The organism is Streptomyces sp. NPDC056361 (genome assembly GCF_042262805.1).
Lineage (GTDB): Bacteria > Actinomycetota > Actinomycetes > Streptomycetales > Streptomycetaceae > Streptomyces.
The window spans coordinates 1-18,462 of record NZ_JBHJQI010000167.1 but is presented as its reverse complement, the minus strand read 5'-3'; the positions used below and the strand labels follow the sequence as shown (position 1 = coordinate 18,462).

Here is an 18,462-nt window from a genome sequence, read left to right as displayed (position 1 = left end):
GGACGACACCGGGCCGGCCCCCTCCTGCGTCGGTCCGTGCCGGACTCCGGCGTTCGCCCCGGCCGGGCCTCCCGCGGTCCCGCCTGACAAGACTGCGGCCGTGAGGTGCAATGGTCGTGGGAGGCGTCATGGACGTGGCTGCGGAACTAGAACGCGCCCGGGACGCCTTCGCTCGCCAGGCGTGGTCGGAGGCCTACACCGGGTTCTCGGACGCCGACGACGAACAGCCGCTGGGGCCCGACGACCTCGTGCGGCTTGCCACCGTCGCCTATCTGGTCGGACGCGACGCGGAGTGCGCCGCGGCGACCGAGCGGGCGCATCAGGCGTACCTGAGCATCGGCCGGACGGCGTCGGCGGTGCGGTGCGCCTTCTGGCTGGCCGTGCCGCTGCTCCTGCGGGGTGAGACGGCCCGGGGCGGCGGCTGGCTCGCCCGGGCGCGACGGCTCCTCGACGACGGCGGGATCGATTGCGTGGAACAGGGCTATCTGCTGTTCCCGGAAGGGATGCGGCTCGTCCACAAGGACCCCGCGACGGCGCGGGCCACCTTCGGCGAGGCCGCCGCGATGGGGGAACGCTTCGGGGACCCGGACCTGGTGGCCCTGGCCCGGCACGGCCAGGGCCGGGCCCTGATCGCCGGCGGCGACCCCTCGGCCGGGGTGGCGCTGCTCGACGAGACCATGGTCGCGGTCGCGTCCGGCGAGCTGTCGCCCCTGGTGACCGGGATGATCTACTGCAGCACGATCGAGGCCTGTCAGGAGATCTTCGACCTGCGCCGCGCGCAGGAGTGGACGGCGGCGCTGTCCGACTGGTGCGCGGCCCAGCCGGATCTCGTGCCCTACCGCGGTCAGTGCCTGGTCCACCGCTCCCAGGTCCTCCAGACACGCGGGGCGTGGCCGGACGCGCTGGAGGAGGCGCGGCGGGCCTGCGAACGGCTCTCCGAGCCGCTGAATCGGCCGGCGCTCGGCATGGCCCTTTACCAGCAGGCCGAGCTGCACCGGGTACGCGGCGCGTTCGCCGACGCGGAGGAGGGCTACCGGCAGGCCGGCGAGTGCGGTCACCGGACACAGCCCGGGCTCGCGCAGTTGTGGATGGCCCAGGGGCGGGTCGACGAGGCCGTCGCGGCGATCCGGGGTGCGGCGGACGAGAGGCGGGACCGGCTGGGCCGGGCGAGGGTACTGACCGCGTACGTGGAGATCGTGCTGGCCGCCGGCGACGTGCCCGGGGCACGGGCCGCCTCGGAGGAGCTGTCGTGGATCGCCGACGACACCGGTGCCCCGCTGTTGTGCGCCGTCTCCGCCCATGCGCGCGGGGCGGTGCTCCTGGCCGAGGACGACGCCGCGGCCGCGCTCGACGTCCTGCTGGACGCCTGCCGCACTTGGGGTGAGCTGGAGGCCCCGTACGACCGCGCGCGTTCCATCGTGCTGCTGGGCCTCGCACGGCGGCGGCTGGGCGACGTGGGCACGGCTCGGCTGGAACTGGACGTGGCGCGTCAGGTGTTCCGGCGGCTCGGTGCCACCCCGGACCTGGCCTGGCTCGACGCGCTGACCCACGACCGGCCACGGGCCGGTGTCGGCCTCAGCCCGCGGGAGACCGAGGTGCTGCGCCTCGTCGCCACCGGCCGGACCAACCACGCCATCGCTGAGGAGCTGGTCCTCAGCGAGAAGACGGTGGCCCGCCATCTGAGCAACATCTTCGCCAAACTCGGCCTCACCTCCAGATCCGCGGCCACGGCTTACGCCTACGAGCACGACCTGGTGGGCCGGGGCAGGTAGCGCGGCACGGCTCTCCGATAGCGCCGGTACTCGGCGCCGAACGCGTCGTCGAGCGCGCGCTCCTCGCGCAACACCTCCCCGTGCATCCACGCGGCGACCGGCAGGTACGACGCGAGCACCCAGCCCCAGCCGCCGGCCACTGCCGCGCTGAGGTGCAGCAGAGCCCAGCCGACGTACATGGGGTTCCGTGTGGCGGCGTACGGCCCCGTCACCACGAGCAGGTCCGGATCGGCGAGGGCAGTGGTACGGGCTGCCCGCATCGCACGCGCGATCCGCCACGCGCCCGCGGCGAACAGCGGCAGGCCCACGAGACGGTGCGCGGACACCGGTCCCGGCAGCGGCCAGGGGCGGGTGCGCTGGAGCACCGCGCCGACGGCGAGGCCCAGCAGATGTGCCTCGGGCACCGGCACATTGGACAGAAATACCCATCGCCGGCGCGCCGTGGGATTGGGGTGTTCTCCCGAAGCTGTCACGGCTCCCACGTTCCTAGTATCGATGACACGGAACGAACGAGGAGGCCGACGATGAACCCCACCGACAGGACGGAACACATCGAGACGGTCGTCATCGGAGCCGGGCAGGCGGGGCTCGCCACCGGGTACCACCTCGCCCGGCGCGGCCGGCCGTTCGTGGTCCTGGACGGGAACGCCCGGGTCGGCGACAACTGGCGGTGCCACTGGGACTCGCTGCGGCTGTTCAGCCCGGCGAAGGTCGCCTCGCTGCCCGGGATGCGCTTCCCGGCGCCGCCGATGTCCTTTCCCGCCAAGGACGAGATGGCCGACTTCCTGGAGACGTACGCCGAGACCTTCCACCTGCCCGTACGCGCCGGCGAGCGCGTCACCCGGGTGGGCCGGGAGGACGGCAAGTACGTCGTGGCGACGGGCACGACGACCTACGTGTGCGACCACGTCGTCGTCGCCTCCGGCACGTTCGGCCGGACCCCGTACGTCCCCGGCTTCGCCGACGCGCTCGACCCGCGCATCATGCAACTGCACTCCAGCGCGTACAGGAACCCGGCGCAGCTGCGGCCCGGCGGCGTCCTTGTGGTCGGCGCCTCGCACTCCGGCGGGGACATCGCGTACGAGGTGGGCTCGGCCGGACACCCGACCGTGCTCAGCGGCACGATCCACGGCGAGATCCCGTTCGACATCGAGGGCGGGCCGGCGCACACGATCTTCCCGGTGCTGTGGTTCCTGGCGCAGCACGTGCTGACCCTGCGCACGCCGCTCGGCCGCAGGATGCGACCCGACGTCCGCGCCCACGGCGGGCCGCTGATCCGCGTCAAGCGGGCGGACCTCACGCGCGTCGGCGTCGAGCTGGCGCCGGAGCGGACCACCGGCGTGAGCGGCGGCCTCCCGGTTCTCGACGGCGGACGCGTTCTCGACGTCGCGAACGTCGTCTGGTGCACCGGCTTCCGGCAGGACTTCTCCTGGATCGACCTCCCTGTCACCGGCGAGGACGGCTGGCCGCTGGAACGGCGCGGCGTGGTGGCCTCGTCGCCGGGGCTGTACTTCGTCGGCCTGGCCTTCCAGTACGCCTTCGCGTCGATGCTCATCGGCGGTGCGGGCCGGGACGCGGAGCATGTGGTGGACCACCTGGTGAAGAAGCTCGCCGGAGACGCCGCCAGCCGTGGTCGGGCCGGGGCGAAGGTCCCCGCCTAGCGCCCCAGGACGGCCATCGTGGACACGACGACACGGCGGCGGCTGGTGCGCCGGCACCTGGCCCGCGCCCGGCGGCACGGGGCCGAGGGCCGGTACGCCGAGGCCGAGGGCGACCTGCGCGCGGCCCTGCGGCTGGCCCGCACCGCGGCCGGCCCCGTCTCCGCCGAGGCGGCCGAGGCGGCGTCTGCCCTGGGCATTCTGCTCGAAGCGCTGGGCCGGCCCACCGAGGCGGAGGAGATCCTGCTCTTCGCGGTGCATCTCTACGAACGGGCCTACGGCCCCGATGATCCCCGCCTCACTCCGCCGCTGAACGCCCTGGGCGCCGTCCGGCAGCGGCGCGGCGACCTCGCCGGAGCGGAACGGCTCTACGCACGGGTTGTGGGCATCGCGACCGGCACGGCGGCCCGCCCCGTAAGACAGACCGCCCCGTACGGCGGCCCGACGTGCCTGCGCACCCGTACGGGATTCCCGTGTCTGTGCGGGTGGCGCGACGGTGGCGCGGTCCGGCGTGGTCCTGGCGCTCACTCCTTCGGGTGAGATCGCCCGGGTGTGTTCCATGGCGGACCGCACGGTCGGCAGAATCGACGCGGCCACAGGGGCGGACCTGTGGGCCGCAGGGCCTTCGGGCGCTGTCGGGGCTCGGGAAGGGCCGTGCATGATCCGTACCAGGTCGTTGCTCGCCGATGGCTCCCGGCTCCGCCGGCTGGCCCCGCTCGCCCTGCCGTCCGCTTGGGGTGCGGTGGCGGTGGCGTGGAAGTTCTGGTGTCCGCTGGCGCGGCAGCCGGGACTGCCGACGAGGATCGCCACGAGCGTCGTCTTCCTGACCGTGGGCACCGGCCTGGTCGTGGGACTCCGGCGGGGGCTCGCCCGCGAGTTGGCCCGGGTGCGGGCCGTCGCGGCCGCCACCCAGCGCGTGCTGCTGCGCCCGCCGCCCGACCGGCTGGACGGACTGTCGCTGGCCGCGGGGCAGTTGTCCGCCACCCGGGGCGCGTCCGTGGGCGGCGATCTGTACGAGGCGGTGGCCACGCCCCAGGGCGTGCGGATCCTCATCGGAGACGTCAGGGGCCACGGCCTCGCGGCGCTCGGCGCGGTGGTGGCGGTGCTCGGCAGTTTCCGCGAGGCCGCCCATGACGAGCCCGAACTCGGCGGAGTGCTGCGGAGGTTGGAGCGGGCCCTCGAACGGCACCTGAGGGAGCGGGCGCGGGACGAGCATCCGGCGCGGGCCGGTTCGGAGCCGCGGCATCCGGCGGCGGAGGAGTTCGTGACGCTGCTGCTCCTGGAGGTCGGGTCCGACGGGCGGCTCTCCGTGTTCAACTGCGGTCATCCGGGCCCGTACCGCCTCGGCCGGCGGGTGGAGCGGCTTCCGGTGGGCGATCCGCTGCCGCCGCTCGGGGTGCTTCCGCTGCCCGCCGTCCTCGTGCCGTACGCGGCGGCCCGGCTGCTGCCCGGCGAGACGCTGGTCCTGCACACCGACGGTGCCGAGGAGGCCCGCGACCACCGGGGGCGGTTCTTCGCACTCGAACCAGCCCTGGTGGGACCCGCCGGCGAGACGCCCGCTGCCCTGGTCAGGCGGGTCCACGCGGCCCTCCTCGACCACACGGGCGGCCGACTGGCCGACGACGTCGCGCTGCTCGTCGTGCGCAACGACCGTGTCCGGGTACCGGCGCAGCCCGCCGAACCCGGGCTGCGCCGCTCCCGGCCTGCGCCCTCCCCGCACTGCTGAGCGGTAGGCCGCGGGGCCGGCGACGCCCGCCCTGCCACGGAGTGTCGGGCAGATCAGCGGGGCGGGCGACGCTGACCGGGCCGCCGCACTGTTCGAGGGGGAGCCGGCGGCCCGGTCTTCGCCTTGCGGCGAGAAGCACAGTCAACCGGGGGCGGGACGGGCGCGGCAGAGCACGCGGGCCTGTGGAACGGGTACTTCGTTCACACCCCGTGCGAAACCGGTCCGTGCGAGTCCGGGCCGTATGAGTCCGGACTGTGCGAGTCCGGGCCGTATGAGTCCGGACTGTGCGAGACCGGGCCGTATGAGTCCGGGCCGTGCGACACCGGGCCGTGCGACACCGGACCAGGCGATGGCGGCCCGGGTGAAGTGGGCCCGGGTGAAGTCGGCTCATACGAAAACAACCCGTACGCGGTTGACCCGTATGAATTCGGCCACCTGTGGGCCCGGGCGGCCCTAGGGTGTGTGCACCGAGTCACCGGAGGGGCCATGCAGCCCAACACCCTGCTCGACGCCCTGCTGGACGAGGCGGGCGTCTCCCATGCCGGTCTGGCCGCCCGGGTGAACCGGGCCGGCCGGGCCAGGGGTCTCGCCCTGCGCTACGAACACACGGCCGTGGCGCGCTGGTTGAAGGGGCAGCGGCCGCGCGGCCAGGTGCCGGACCTGCTCTGCGAGGTGCTGGCCGCACGGCTGCACCGGCAGGTGACGCTGGACGACATCGGGCTCGGGGTGCCGGGCGGGCCGCCGCCGGCGCTGGGCGCGCCGCTGTCCGGGTTCGTGGAGCGGGCGCCGGCGCTGTGGCGCTCCGACGAGCAGCGGCGGCCGCACACGCTGGGGGCGCAGGCCGTGACGGGTACGCCCGCGGTGCTGCCGGTGTGGGAGTGGGAGAACCCGCCGGAGGACGCGGACGTGTCCCGCGACGGGCGGGGGGCGAGGGTGTCGGCGGCCGACATCTCCGTGCTGAGCGCGGCCCGTTCGCACTACGAGCAGATGTACCGGAGGGCCGGGGGCATCGCGACCCGGGCCCGGATCGTCGGCTTCCTCACGGCGGAGGCCGCGCCGCTGCTGCGGGGCGCGTACAGCGACCCCCTCGGGCGGCAGCTGCACCGGGCGACCGGCGGTCTGGTCGCGGTGGCCGGAATCTGCGCGTACGACGCGGACGCGCACGGTCTCGCCCAGCGCTACTTCCACCAGGCGCTGCGGCTCGCGAAGGCCAGTGGGGACCGGGGCCTCGGCGCGTACGTGATCGCGCTGCTCGTCAACCAGGCGCTGTTCATGGCGGAGTACCGGCAGGCGGTGGCGTTCGCCGAGGCGGCGCTGCGGGCCGCGGGGCGGCAGATCACGCCCGCGCTCGCCGCGGACCTGACGGCGATGCAGGCGAAGGCTTACGCGCACCTGGGTGACGGGACGGCCGCGCTGGCCTGCATCCGGCGGGCGGAGGCGGCGGCGGAGCGGATCAGCCCGGGGGAGGAGCCGGCCGAGACGGGGTACGTCCAGCCGGGCTTCGTCAACGTGCAGGTCGCCGAGGCCCTGCTCAGCCTGGGGGACCTTCCGGCGGCGCACGAGCATGCCTCGGCCGCGGTCGGGACGCCCTCGCACGACCGGGGCCGGGTGCACCGGCTGGCGATGCTGTGCCAGATCGAGCTGCGGCAGGGGGAGGCGGACGGGGCGGCGCGCACGGCGGTCGAGATGACGGAGCGGGCGCGGGGGATGGAGTCGAGGCGGCTGCGGGACCGGCTGAGCCAGGTGCGGGAGCATCTCCTCGCGAGCGGCGGGCACGACGCGCAGGAGGCGGCGGCGCTGATCGAAGGGGCGCTGCGCGTTCCCCTGTGACCCTTCAACTGCTGCGATATTGCCACCAAACGAGCACCGACCAGTCGGAAGGTGGCAAGAACGTGCAGTGGACGAAACTGAGCGAACGCTCTGTGTATGAGAATCGCTGGTTCCGGGTGAACCTCGCGGACGTCGAACTCCCGGACGGCCGCCACCTCGACCACTATCTGATCCGGCTCCGTCCGGTCGCCGTCGCGACCGCCGTCAACGACGCGGACGAAGTCCTGATGCTCTGGCGCCACCGCTTCATCACCGACAGCTGGGGCTGGGAGCTGGCCGCCGGCGTCGTCGAGGACGGCGAGGACATCGAGGCCGCCGCCGCCCGCGAGATGGAGGAGGAGACCGGCTGGCGGCCGGGGCCGCTGCGCCACCTCCTCACCGTCGAGCCCTCCAACGGCCTCAGCGACGCCCGCCACCACCTCTACTGGGCGGAGCGGGCCACCTACACCGGACCGCCCGAGGACGCGTTCGAGTCCTCGCGGCGGGCCTGGGTCCCGCTGAAGCAGATACCCGACATGATCACGCGGGGCGAGATCCCGGCCGCCAACATGGCCGCCGGGCTGCTGATGCTCCACCACCTGCGCCTCGGCTGAGCCTTTCCGAGGGGCCGGACGAAAGGCCGGACGGCCCGTACCTGTGCGGGTGTACGGGCCGTCCGGGGTTCGGGGGAGCGGTCAGGAGTACGGGTAGAAGCCCGAGCCCGTCTTCCGGCCGAGCCGGCCCGCGTCCACCATGCGCTGGAGCAGCGGGGGAGCGGCGTACAGCGGCTCCTTGAACTCGGAGTACATGGAGTCGGCGATCGACGCGATCGTGTCCAGACCGATCAGGTCGGAGAGCTTCAGCGGGCCCATCGGGTGGGCGCAGCCGAACTCCATGCCGTTGTCGATGTCGTCGCGGCTCGCGATGCCCGACTCGAACATCCGGATCGCGGAGAGCAGGTACGGCACGAGGAGGGCGTTGACCACGAAGCCGGAGCGGTCCTGCGCGCGGATCGCGTGCTTGCCGAGCGCCTTCTCCGCGAAGGCCTGGGCGCGGCTGATCGTGCCCTCGGAGGTGGTGAGGGCCGGGATCAGCTCGACGAGCTTCTGCACCGGGGCCGGGTTGAAGAAGTGGATGCCGATGACCTGGTCGGGGCGGGAGGTCGCCACGGCCAGCTTCACCAGCGGGATGGAGGAGGTGTTCGAGGCCAGGATGGCGTCCGGCCGGGTCATGACCTGGTCGAGCACCTGGAAGATCTCGGTCTTGACCTGCTCGTTCTCCACGACCGCCTCGATGACGAGGTCGCGGTCGGCGAACTCGCCCAGGTCGGTGGTGAAGCTGAGGCGCGCCAGCGTCGCGTCCCGCTCCTCTTCGCTGATCTTGCCGCGTTCGGCGGCCTTCGCCAGCGAGTTGTAGAGCCGCGTGCGGCCGATCTCCAGCGCCTCGCCGGTGGTCTCGGCGACCTTCACCTCGAGCCCGCTCCGGGCACACACCTCTGCGATGCCCGCGCCCATCTGGCCGCAGCCCACCACTCCGACGCGCTCAATGTCGGCCATGGAGTCCGTCACCTCGTGCCTTTCGCTCTTCTCTGGCGGCGGGCCGCCGTGTGATTCCGGTGCGTCCGCCTCGACCCCCACGACGTTACCGCTCATTAACCGATGATCGATCGTCCGGGGCGGGCATGCTGTCCGGGTGCGTGTGACGTATCCGACAGAAGAGGGGTACAAGTGTCGCCTATCGGCAGAAGAGGGTTCGTGACCGGTGCCACCGGGACGGCGCTCGCCGTGACGGGAGCGACAGGGGCGGGACCGGCCGGCGCGACGGCGACGACCGGCGCCCCGCCGACGGCCGCGGACGCGCCGCCGTCGGACGCCACGCCGTCGGACGCCACGTCGCCGGTGCGGCGGAGACCGCACCGGCGGCGCGAGTTCCGCGGCATGTGGCTGGCGACGGTCGCCAACCGCGACTGGCCCTCGCGTGCCGGGCTGACCGCGGAGGAGCAGCGGGCCGAGCTCCTCGCCCATCTCGACGCGGCGGTGGCGCGCCGCCTCAACACGGTCGTCCTCCAGGTCCGGCCGACCGCCGACGCGCTGTGGCCCTCGCCGTACGAGCCGTGGGCGCAGTGCCTCACCGGTACGCAGGGCCGCGACCCGGGCTGGGACCCCCTGGGCACGGCCGTCGACGAGGCCCATGCGCGGGGCCTTGAACTGCACGCCTGGTTCAACCCGTACCGGGTGGCGAACCACACCGACCCGGCCCGGCTCGTCGCCGGCCATCCGGCCCGGCTCCACCCGGAGTGGGTGCTGCCGTGCGGCGGGAAGCTGTACTACAACCCGGGCCTGCCCGAGGTCCGGAGCTTCGTCCAGGACGCGATGCTGGACGCGGTGCGGCGGTACGACGTCGACGCCGTGCACTGGGACGACTACTTCTACCCGTACCCGGTGGCCGGGCAGGTCTTCGCCGACGACGAGGCGTACGCGCGGTACGGCGGGGACTTCCCGGACAAGGCGTCCTGGCGGCGGAACAACACCGATCTGCTGGTCTCCGAGATGTCCGAACGGATCAAGGAGACCAAGCGGCACGTGGCCTTCGGAGTGAGCCCCTTCGGGGTCTGGCGCAACGCCGCCACCGACCCGGAGGGCTCGGACACCCGCGCCGGCGTCCAGACGTACGACGACCTGTACGCCGACACCCGGAAGTGGGTCCGGGAGGGCTGGCTGGACCACGTCGTGCCGCAGCTGTACTGGAACATCGGCCTGCCCGCCGCCGACTACGCGAAGCTGCTGCCGTGGTGGGACGCGGTGGTACGGGGGACCGGCGTCGGCCTGTACATCGGCGAGGCGCTCTACAAGGCGGGCGATCCCGCCCAGCCCGCCGCGTGGCAGGACCCGCGGGAGCTCTCACGCCACCTCGCGCTCGCCGCCGCGTATCCGACGGTCGGCGGCCACTGCTTCTTCGCGGCGAAGGAGGTCACGACGGACCGGATCGGGGCGATGGCCGCCGTGGTGGCCGACCACTACCCGACCCCGGTCCGTCCGCCGAAGGCGTGAGGGTTCAGCGGGCCCCTTCCTCCGGGTGGTGGCGTACGACGGTGTCGGGGCCCGGGGACATCAGGGCCTCGTGACCGTCGTCGTCGAACTTCACGCGGTACGGGGGGGTGCCGTTCTCCCCCAGTACCTGAAGGACCTCGGCCGTACGGTCGTGATGACCGACGGTCCGGCCGTGCACCAGCAGTTTGTCGCCCACGCTCGCCTGCATCGGGGTGACCTCCTCGCGACCGGGCTTGACCTGGTTGGGGCGTATCCCTGCCATTGTGTCCCGCTTTACCCCGATGCGTCATGTCAGCTCTTGGCCCGCTGGGTCACCGCGATGCAGACGAGGACGGCCACCGCGGCGACCGGGGCGGCCAGCGGCAGCGTCTCGCCGAGCAGGAAGACCGACCAGAAGAGGGTGAGCAGCGGCTGGGCGAGCTGGAGCTGGCTGGCCTTCGGGATGCCGATCGAGGCCATGCCCCGGTACCAGACGTAGAGGCCGAAGAAGGTGGAGCCGGCGGCGACCCAGACCAGGCCGATGACGCCGTGGGCGTTCAGGTGGACGGGTTCGACGGACAGCGCGACCGCGGAGGCCGCCACCATCGGCGGCAGGCAGAGGACCAGGGCCCAGCCGATGACCTGCCAGCCCGGCATGAGCCGCGCGAGCCGTCCGCCCTCGGTGTAGCCGGCCGCGCAGACCAGGAGCGCGCCGAACAGGTACAGGTCGCCCCGCGACAGGGCGCCGCCGCTCTCCTTGAGCGTGAACGCGATCACCACCACCGCGCCGGAGACGGCCGCGAACCAGAAGGTGCGGGACGGGCGCCGACCGGTCCGCAGCGCGGCGAAGGTCGCCGTGGTGAGCGGGAGCAGGCCCACCACGACGGCGGCGTGCGAGGTGGTGGAGGTCTGCAGGGCCAGCGTCGTCAGGAGCGGGAAGCCGACGACGACGCCGCCGGCGACCACGGCGAGGCCCGCCCAGTGGCGCCGGTCGGGCAGCGGCACCCGGCCGGCGAGCAGGAACGCGCCCGCGACGAGGGCGGCGAGGGTGGAGCGCACGGCCACCAGGGACCAGGGGCCGAAGCTCTCCAGGCCCCAGACGGTCGACGGGAAGGTGAGCGAGAACGACACCACGCCGAGGACGGCGAACAGGGTGCCGCGGCCGACCGGGTCGGCGCCCCCCGGGGCGGACGCGGCCGGGGCCGACGTGGGCGGGGTCGTCGAGGCGATCGGGCCGGTGGCGGTCTGCTCGGTGGCGGAGACCGCTATCGTCGCGGAGGCAGTAGCGCTATCCTTTGTTCTCATGCATGAGCGTAGCAGTGTGGCGGAACTGGCGAAATCCCTGCGAGCGGAACTCGACCGCTACTCGCCTGGTGAAAAACTGCCATCGAGTCGTGCCCTCGTCGAGCGGTACCGGGTCTCCCCGGTGACCGTCACCCGCGCCCTCGCCCAGCTCGCCGCCGAAGGGCTCGTGGTCACCCGCCCCGGCGCCGGCGCTTTCCGCGCCGAGCCCCGCACCCCCACGCCCGTCACCGGCGACACCTCCTGGCAGGAGGTGGCGCTCAGCGCCGACACCGCCACCGAACTCGTGCCCCGCGCGGTCGACGCCTCCGGCGTCCTCGTCACCCTCTCCGCGCCGCCGCCCGGCGTGATCGAGTTCAACGGCGGCTACCTCCACCCCTCCCTCCAGCCGCAGCAGGCCCTCGCCGCCGCCCTCGCCCGCGCCGGACGGCGCCCCGGCGCCTGGGGCAGGCCGCCCACCGACGGCCTGCCCGAGCTGCGCGAGTGGTTCGCCCGAGAGATCGGCGGCAGCGTCACGGCGGCCGAGGTCCTCATCACCGCCGGCGGCCAGTCCGCCATCACCACCGCCCTGCGCGCCCTCGCCCCGCCCGGCACCCCCGTCCTCGTCGAGTCGCCCACCTACCCGGGCATGCTCGCCGTCGCCCGCGCCGCGGGACTCCGCCCCGTCCCCGTGCCCGCCGACGCCGACGGCGTCCGCCCCGAACTCCTCGAAGCCGCCTTCCGCGCCACCGGCGCCCGCGTGTTCGTCTGCCAGCCGCTCTTCCAGAACCCCACCGGAGCGGTCCTCGCACCCGAACGGCGCCGGGAGGTCGTCCGGATCGCCCGCGCCGCCGGAGCCTTCGTCGTCGAGGACGACTTCGCCCGCCGGCTCGTCCACGAGGACGCCCCGCCGCTGCCCGCCCCGCTCGCCGCCGAGGACCCCGACGGCGTCGTCGTCCACGTCTGCTCGCTCACCAAGGCCACCTCGCCCAGCCTGCGCGTCGGCGCCCTGGCCGCCCGCGGTCCCGTCCTGGAGCGACTGCGCGCCATCCAGGTCGTCGACAGCTTCTTCGTGCCCAGGCCCCTCCAGGAGGCCGCCCTCGAACTCGTCGGCTCACCCGCCTGGCACCGCCACCTCCGCGCCGTCTCCCAGGAGCTCAGGAGCCGCCGCACGGTGATGACGGGTGCGGTGGCCCAGGACCTGCCCGGCCTGGCCCTGCCCCACGTCCCCTCCGGCGGCTACCACCTGTGGCTCCGCCTCCCCGACGCCCTGCCCGAGGCCTCCCTCCTCGGCGCCGCGCTGCGGGCCGGCGTCGCCGCCGCCCCCGGCCGCCCCTACTTCTGCGCCGAACCCCCCGCCGGACACATCCGGCTGAGTTTCGCGGGTGTCGCGGGCCCCACCGAGATCGCGGAAGGGGTGCGCCGGCTGCGGACGGCCGTCGACGAGCTCACCGGGTGAGCGGCGGGCCCGGCCGGGCGGACCTCCCGGCCGGGCCCGGACCGGCCCTGGCCCGCGGCAAATTCACCTGACAACCCGCCGCGGCTCCTGGAAGCCTGCGGCCATGGAAGACAGCGCCCTCCCGGACACCCCCGCCGGCCCCGTCATGCACGGGGCGTACGAGATCTCAGCCGACCCGGCGCGGATCGACGCCGCCCTCGTCCACCACTGGCTCTCCACGGACGCCTACTGGGCCCTCGGCCGACCTCGGGAGAAGCAGGACAGCGCCATCGCGGGCTCGCTCAACCTCGGGGCCTACGACCGCGAGACCGGCGCGATGAGCGCCTACGCGCGGGTAGTCACCGACTACGCCACCTTCGCCTGGCTCTGCGACGTCTACGTCGACCGCCCGGCCCGCGGCACCGGCCTCGGCACCGCGCTCGTGGCCGCCGTCCGCGACCACCTGGCACCGTACGGACTGCGCCGCATCATGCTCGCCACCGCCGACGCGCACGGCGTGTACGAGAAGGTCGGTTTCACGCCACTCCAGAATCCGGACAAGTGGATGGCTCTCGGGCAGCAGTGAGCCCCACCCCCTCCCGCCCCTCGAATCAACCCCTTGACCTGCGGGGCCACCGGCCTCACGATCGCGGCCATGGGTCTTAGGGTGACGCTCGTCACGGCGGCACGCAGCTCCTCCCTGCTCGCCGAACGCTTCGACGACGACCGGCCGCTCGACGAGGCCGGCTGGTACGAGGTGCAGCAGGCCGCGCCCGCGCTCATCCCGCTCGGCTCCGCCGAGCTGCGCTACTGCTCCCCGACCCCGCGCAGCCGCGCCACCGGCACCGCCCTCGGATACGCGCCGCTCGCCCAGCCCGCGCTGCGCGACTGCGACATGGGCCGCTGGCGCGGCCTGACCCTCGCCGAGGTTGCCGCCCTCGAACCGGCCGCCGTCGACGCCTGGCTCACCGACGCCCGCACCGCCCCGCACGGCGGCGAACCGCTCCTCGCCTTCATCACCCGCATAGGGAACTGGCTCGACACCCGCCCCGCCGACGACGGCGCCATCGTCGCCGTCGCCGAACCCTCCGTCGTACGGGCCGCCCTCGTGTACGCCCTCAAGGCACCGCCCGCCACGTACTGGAACGTCGACGTCCGCCCCCTCTCCACCGTCACCCTCACCGGCCGGCCCGGCCTCTGGCACCTCCACCTCGACACGGCCTTGCGCTGAACAGACGAGCGTCCGGCGAGCGGGGCGCGGGCGACCGGCTAGCCTGAGAGCACGATGAACCGTTTGACCACGTCATGGGGCGCCTTCACGCTGACCCGCTTCCCCGAGGACCCGCGCGACCAGCTGCGCGCCTGGGACGCGTCCGACGAGTACCTCCTCGGCCACCTCGCCGAGTCCGGTACCGACCTGTCCGGCACCGTCGCCGTCCTCGGCGACCGCTGGGGAGCACTCGCCACCGCCTTGCAGGCCGCCGGACCCGGCGAGCTCGTGCAGATCTCCGACTCGTACCTCGGCCGCCGGGCCACCGAGGCCAACCTCGCGCGAGCCGGGGCCGCCCCGGACGCCGTCCGCCTGCTCACCACGCAGGACCCGCCGCCCGCACGGATCGACGTGCTCCTCGTCCGCGTCCCCAAGAGCCTCGCGCTCCTGGAGGACCAGCTGCACCGGCTCGCGCCCGCCGTGCACGAGGGCACCGTGGTCGTCGGCACCGGCATGGTCAAGGACATCCACACCTCCACCCTCAAGCTCTTCGAGCGGATCCTCGGCCCCACCCGCACCTCCCTCGCGGTGAAGAAGGCCCGACTGATCCACACCACCCCCGACCCGGCCCTCACCCCGGGCCGGAACCCCTGGCCGTACCGGTACGACCTCCCGGCCGACACCCCCGCGCCCGGCCTCCCCGGACTCACCGTCACCAACCACGCCGGTGTGTTCTGCGCCGACCGCCTCGACATCGGCACCCGCTTCCTCCTCGCCAACCTCCCCGGCGGCTTCGGCCGGGCCCGCGTCGCCGACCTCGGCTGCGGCAACGGCGTCGTCGGCCTCGCCATCGCCCTCGACGAACCCGAGGCGGAGCTGGTCTTCGCCGACGAGTCGTACCAGGCGGTCGCCTCGGCCGAGGAGAACTTCCGCACCCACGTGGGCGACCGGCGCACGGCCGAGTTCCTCGTCGGCGACGGCCTCTCCGACCTGCCCGCCGGCTCCGTGGACCTGGTCCTCAACAACCCCCCGTTCCACAGCCACCAGGCCACCACCGACCGCACCGCCCGCCGCATGTTCTCCGACGCCCGGCGCGCCCTCCGCCCCGGCGGCGAGCTGTGGGTCGTCGGCAACCGCCACCTCGGCTACCACGTCACCCTCCGCCGCATCTTCGGCAACAGCGAACTCGTCGCCAGCGACGCGAAGTTCGTCGTCCTGCGCGCCGTACGGCAGGCCTAGGGCAGCCCCGGCAGGCCCAGGACCGCGCTGGGAGGCCCAGGGCAGCCCCGGGAGGCCCGGGCCCGCCTCGCGCGGCCCGGGCCTGCCCCGGCTCAGCCGCCCCAGTTACGGGAGCACAGGACGAGCTGGTAGCCGTCCGGGTCGGCGACGGTGACGCCCCACTCGTCCCAGTACGGGTTGTGCGGGGTCACCCGGGTGCCGCCGACGGCCAGCAGCCGCTCCACCTGCTCGTCCTGGACCGGCGCGCCGAGGTAGACGACGAACAGGTCGTCGACGGTCGGCGCCGGCTCCAGCGGGTTCCCGGGATCGCGGGTCAGCTCGAAGTGCCAACTCCCGTCCGCGGGCCCGACCATCAGCAGTTCGTGCTTCCCCGGCTCCGGGTCGGTGCTCCGCCACTGCACCTCGAGCCCCAGCCCGTCGACGTAGAACCGCTCGGCGGCGGCGATGTCCCGCGAAGGACGAGCGATCCGGACGCGGGTCTGTGCGTTGATCATCATGCCGCCAGGCTAGGCGGTGGCGGTGGCGGTGGCGGTGGCGGTGCCGCCGGGACGGGGACCGGTCGGATCGAGCGACTCCCCTGACGGCGCTCACCAGTCGGGGAAGGCCAGGTCCAGGGCCCTGACCCGGTCCTCCCCGGCGGTGACCGAGAGCGTGGCGATGCGCTCCCGGCGGAAGGTGAACATCAGCGCCGCGACCGGACGGCCCCCGACGAAGGCGACCGCGCCGACCGCTCCGTCGACCAGCGCGGGCCGGGACGCGTCGGCGAACCGCGCGAAGGCGGCGGCGCCCTCGGCGACGGCGGGGGCGCCGTGCACCGGGCCCCGGTCGGAGTACGCCACGACGTCCGGATCCAGGACGGCCGCCAGCGCGCGGGCGTCACGCGCGCGTGCGGCCGCCAGGAACCGGTCCACCAGCACCCGTTGCCGCCCGGGATCGTCGGCGCTCCGGACCGTCCCGACGCCCCGGACCCGCTCCCGCGCCCGTCGCGCCAGCCGCGTCACCTCCACCGGAGAGTCCCCGGTGATCCGCGCCGCCTCGGCCGGCGGCAGCCCGAAGAGGTCGTGCAGCACGTACGCGATCCTCTCCTCGGCCCCCAGCGACTCCAGTACGACGAGCAAGGCCAGCCACACGGACTCGACGTCGGCCACGGGCGCGGAGGCCGGATCCCCGGTGGGAGGCCGTCTTCCGGACCGGGCGGGTCTCGCCGCTTCCGGCGCGTCCCGAGCGGGCTCCTCGCCCCCGGCGGGCCCGGCGTCCGGGTCGGTGGTGTCCGCCGTGACTCGTGTGGCGGCGCCCGTGTCGGTCGTGTCCGCCGTGACTCCCGGGGCGGCGCCCGCGTCCGTCCTGTCCGTCGTGGCGCCCGTGTCCGTCGCACCCGCCGTGGCTCCGAAGCCGTCCGGCGTTCCCCGGCGGTCGCGCCGCCGTGGCCCGGTCGCGGCCCGATCCTGGAGGCCGCGCACGCAGGCCTGGCCGACGAGGGCCGTCAGCCAGGCTCGTACGGCGGCGCCGCCGTCGCGGCCCAGGCCCGCCCGTGCCGAGGCGAGCATCTCCTCGGCTTCGGCCGGAGACCCCATCATCCGGAGGGCCACGCCCCGCAACTGGTCCTCGTGCGCGTCGAAACGGAGGTTCAGGGCGGTCAGAAACGTGTCGTCGGACATGGCGTCACACTCCTCGTAGGTTCCGTCACCCGGTTGACGCGAGGGGCGACCCGGATGTGACAGGGCCCGGACGCGGGGACGGGCGGCGCCGAGTCCGGAGTCAGCCCCTGACGACCGTCCGGGCCACGCGCAGGGCCGGTCCGGCGAGTTCCGCCTCGACGTCCGCGGACCTCGCGGGGTCGAGCACGATCCGGGCCTCGACGTCCACGCCCCCGGTCAGCAGGCGGTGGCGCAGGTGGGTCGGGGGGTGCGTGGAGTCCACCTGGTGCCCGCGCCGCTCCGCGACGCGGCGCAGGCGCTCGTACTCGTGCGCCGGAATCGACGCGCCGTGGGCGGCGACGCGTTCCCACAACCCCTCGGCGGGATCCTCGCGGCGCGCGCCGCCGATCCGGGTCCGCGCCGCCACGACCTCGCGGCGGAGCTCCCCCTCGACGCTGCCGGAGACGAGGAGGCGGTCCATCAGACCGGCCGCCGCCACCGTGCCCCCGGCGTGGGCGGCGGACGCGTCGGCGAGGTACTCGGCGCGCTGCGAGTCGCGGAGGGTGAGGTGCTCCAGGAGGACGAGCGCGCCTTCGACGAGCAGCCGGGGCGGAGCGGTGAGCAGATTGACGAGGTCGTCCATCAGGCCGTCGGGGTGCTTCGGGGCCAGCGTGTAGCGCCAGGTCGCCAGCGACTGGAAGGCGCTGCCGACGAGCAGGCCGTGGCGGGTGTCCCCGTGCGCGTAGTGGCCGAACTCGTGGCCGAGGACGGCGACCCGTTCCTGCGGGGACAGGATCCGCCACAGACCGAGACCGAGGCGCAGCACGCGGTGCCGGCGGATGCCGTAGGTGGTCACCGAGGCGTTGGCGTCCGCCCCGATCACCACCTCGCGCACGCCGGTCGTGCCGACCTGCTCCGCGATCTCGTCGAGCAGCGCGAAGAGCCGCGGCGCGTCCTGCCGCCGCAGCACGGGCAGGTCGCCCGCCAGCCGCGCGAGCTTGGCGAACCGGGGCCGCAGCACGACGGCGAGCGCGATCAGCAGGCCCCCGAGCGCGGGCAGCAGGCCGCGGCCCCACTGGGCGACGAGCAGCCACAGTCCGCCCGCGAGCAGCGCGACCGTCACCCCGTGGACCGCCACGGCGAGCGCCGCAGCGAGCACGCCGTCCCGCCCGCGCCGCGCGCCCACCGCGCCCGTGCCCCCGACGGTCGGCTCCGCGCCGTCCGACGCGCCCGCGTGGGCCGGCGCCCCCGCCGTGCCCGAGAGCTCCGCGAAGAGCTGCTCCCCGTGCCGGTGCGCCAGGCTCCGCCGGAGGCGCTCCACGCGCCCGCGTGCCTCCTCGTGCCGCACCTCGGGGTCCACGTTCCAGTCGCAGGCGGCGCACCACGTGACGTACGCCCCGCCGCCCGGTCGACCGCCTGTGCCGTCTCCGTCATCGCACCCTGCCCCCTCGGCGGACCCCTCGCGGTTCCGCCCGTCCTGATTCGTTCTCGTTCGTCGTGCCGTACTCGGTACGCGTGTGTCGTGCTCGTACGTCGTGCCCGTACTCGGTACGTCGTGCCCGTACTCGGTACGTGTGCGTCGTGCGCGCACGTGATTCTGGTACCGCCCTCGCGCGCGCGTGCGGGCGGGGAGCCGCAGAAGGGGCCGGCCCGGCGCCAGTGG

Annotated in this window: 18 protein-coding genes; 11 read left to right on the top strand and 7 right to left on the bottom strand. The window is 74.3% G+C overall.

The genetic code is table 11. From position 1 onward, the window contains the following. Positions 1-128: 128 nt before the first annotated feature. Entirely contained in the window at positions 129-1,772 is a 1,644-nt protein-coding gene (locus ACFCY7_RS35105) for a LuxR C-terminal-related transcriptional regulator (RefSeq protein ID WP_376490129.1), read from the top strand. On the opposite strand, the gene ACFCY7_RS35100 is transcribed toward ACFCY7_RS35105, so the two are convergent. Next, positions 1,739-2,176: a methyltransferase family protein gene (locus ACFCY7_RS35100; protein ID WP_376490128.1), complete on the bottom strand. Its 438-nt coding sequence runs from the start codon at positions 2,174-2,176 to the stop codon at positions 1,739-1,741. The two genes, ACFCY7_RS35105 and ACFCY7_RS35100, sit on opposite strands and share 34 nt — an antisense overlap. 120 nt (positions 2,177-2,296) lie before the next feature. Here ACFCY7_RS35100 and ACFCY7_RS35095 point away from each other — a divergent pair, with 120 nt between their 5' ends. The 5 genes from ACFCY7_RS35095 to ACFCY7_RS35075 all read left to right on the top strand — a co-directional run bounded on the left by ACFCY7_RS35095 (position 2,297) and on the right by ACFCY7_RS35075 (position 7,579). After that, positions 2,297-3,433, top strand: coding sequence for a flavin-containing monooxygenase (locus tag ACFCY7_RS35095; protein WP_376490127.1), 1,137 nt, complete (start codon positions 2,297-2,299; stop codon positions 3,431-3,433). An 18-nt stretch (positions 3,434-3,451) separates the two neighbouring features. Then, positions 3,452-3,970 carry a tetratricopeptide repeat protein gene (locus ACFCY7_RS35090; protein WP_376490126.1) on the top strand — a complete coding sequence of 173 codons (519 nt, stop codon included), beginning with the start codon at positions 3,452-3,454 and terminating at the stop codon, positions 3,968-3,970. Positions 3,971-4,088: 118 nt separating this feature from the next. Beyond that, complete coding sequence (locus ACFCY7_RS35085) at positions 4,089-5,156, top strand: PP2C family protein-serine/threonine phosphatase (protein WP_376490125.1); 1,068 nt, start codon at positions 4,089-4,091, stop codon at positions 5,154-5,156. A 486-nt stretch (positions 5,157-5,642) separates the two neighbouring features. Beyond that, a complete protein-coding gene (locus ACFCY7_RS35080; RefSeq protein ID WP_376490124.1) occupies positions 5,643-6,986 on the top strand; it encodes a transcriptional regulator in 1,344 nt (447 codons plus the stop codon). 62 nt (positions 6,987-7,048) lie between these two features. After that, positions 7,049-7,579, top strand: coding sequence for an NUDIX hydrolase (locus ACFCY7_RS35075; protein WP_376490123.1), 531 nt, complete (start codon positions 7,049-7,051; stop codon positions 7,577-7,579). Between the two features lie 81 nt (positions 7,580-7,660). Here ACFCY7_RS35075 and ACFCY7_RS35070 read toward each other — a convergent pair whose 3' ends face one another. Beyond that, positions 7,661-8,521, bottom strand: a complete 861-nt coding sequence (locus tag ACFCY7_RS35070) for a 3-hydroxybutyryl-CoA dehydrogenase (RefSeq protein ID WP_376490122.1) — start codon at positions 8,519-8,521, stop codon at positions 7,661-7,663. Between the two features lie 198 nt (positions 8,522-8,719). Here ACFCY7_RS35070 and ACFCY7_RS35065 point away from each other — a divergent pair, with 198 nt between their 5' ends. Beyond that, positions 8,720-10,015, top strand: a complete 1,296-nt coding sequence (locus ACFCY7_RS35065; protein ID WP_376490121.1) for a glycoside hydrolase family 10 protein — start codon at positions 8,720-8,722, stop codon at positions 10,013-10,015. Between the two features lie 4 nt (positions 10,016-10,019). Here ACFCY7_RS35065 and ACFCY7_RS35060 read toward each other — a convergent pair whose 3' ends face one another. Together ACFCY7_RS35060 and ACFCY7_RS35055 are read right to left on the bottom strand one after the other, a co-directional pair. Then, on the bottom strand, positions 10,020-10,223 hold the full coding sequence (locus ACFCY7_RS35060; RefSeq protein ID WP_017241746.1) for a DUF1918 domain-containing protein: 204 nt from the start codon (positions 10,221-10,223) through the stop codon (positions 10,020-10,022). An 83-nt stretch (positions 10,224-10,306) separates the two neighbouring features. Then, entirely contained in the window at positions 10,307-11,299 is a 993-nt protein-coding gene (locus ACFCY7_RS35055) for a DMT family transporter (RefSeq protein WP_376490120.1), read from the bottom strand. On the opposite strand from ACFCY7_RS35055, the gene ACFCY7_RS35050 reads away from it, so the two are divergent. From ACFCY7_RS35050 to ACFCY7_RS35035, 4 genes are all read left to right on the top strand, one after another. Then, the gene (locus ACFCY7_RS35050; protein WP_376490119.1) at positions 11,298-12,734 is read left to right on the top strand and encodes a PLP-dependent aminotransferase family protein; all 1,437 of its coding nucleotides are present in this window, start codon (positions 11,298-11,300) and stop codon (positions 12,732-12,734) included. The genes ACFCY7_RS35055 and ACFCY7_RS35050 overlap by 2 nt on opposite strands. Before the next feature lie 103 nt (positions 12,735-12,837). Continuing rightward, a complete protein-coding gene (locus tag ACFCY7_RS35045) occupies positions 12,838-13,299 on the top strand; it encodes a GNAT family N-acetyltransferase (RefSeq protein WP_376490118.1) in 462 nt (153 codons plus the stop codon). Positions 13,300-13,368: 69 nt separating this feature from the next. Continuing rightward, complete coding sequence (locus tag ACFCY7_RS35040; protein ID WP_376490117.1) at positions 13,369-13,944, top strand: histidine phosphatase family protein; 576 nt, start codon at positions 13,369-13,371, stop codon at positions 13,942-13,944. A gap of 54 nt (positions 13,945-13,998) precedes the next feature. Further along, the gene (locus tag ACFCY7_RS35035; RefSeq protein WP_376490116.1) at positions 13,999-15,162 is read left to right on the top strand and encodes a methyltransferase; all 1,164 of its coding nucleotides are present in this window, start codon (positions 13,999-14,001) and stop codon (positions 15,160-15,162) included. Between the two features lie 92 nt (positions 15,163-15,254). On the opposite strand, the gene ACFCY7_RS35030 is transcribed toward ACFCY7_RS35035, so the two are convergent. The 3 genes from ACFCY7_RS35030 to ACFCY7_RS35020 all read right to left on the bottom strand — a co-directional run bounded on the left by ACFCY7_RS35030 (position 15,255) and on the right by ACFCY7_RS35020 (position 18,120). Then, positions 15,255-15,659 carry a VOC family protein gene (locus tag ACFCY7_RS35030; protein WP_376490115.1) on the bottom strand — a complete coding sequence of 135 codons (405 nt, stop codon included), beginning with the start codon at positions 15,657-15,659 and terminating at the stop codon, positions 15,255-15,257. Positions 15,660-15,749: 90 nt separating this feature from the next. Then, positions 15,750-16,820 (bottom strand): sigma factor-like helix-turn-helix DNA-binding protein, encoded by a 1,071-nt coding sequence (locus ACFCY7_RS35025; protein WP_376490114.1) that lies wholly within the window; start codon positions 16,818-16,820, stop codon positions 15,750-15,752. A 100-nt stretch (positions 16,821-16,920) separates the two neighbouring features. Then, positions 16,921-18,120 (bottom strand): M48 family metallopeptidase, encoded by a 1,200-nt coding sequence (locus ACFCY7_RS35020; RefSeq protein WP_376490113.1) that lies wholly within the window; start codon positions 18,118-18,120, stop codon positions 16,921-16,923. Positions 18,121-18,462: the final 342 nt, after the last annotated feature.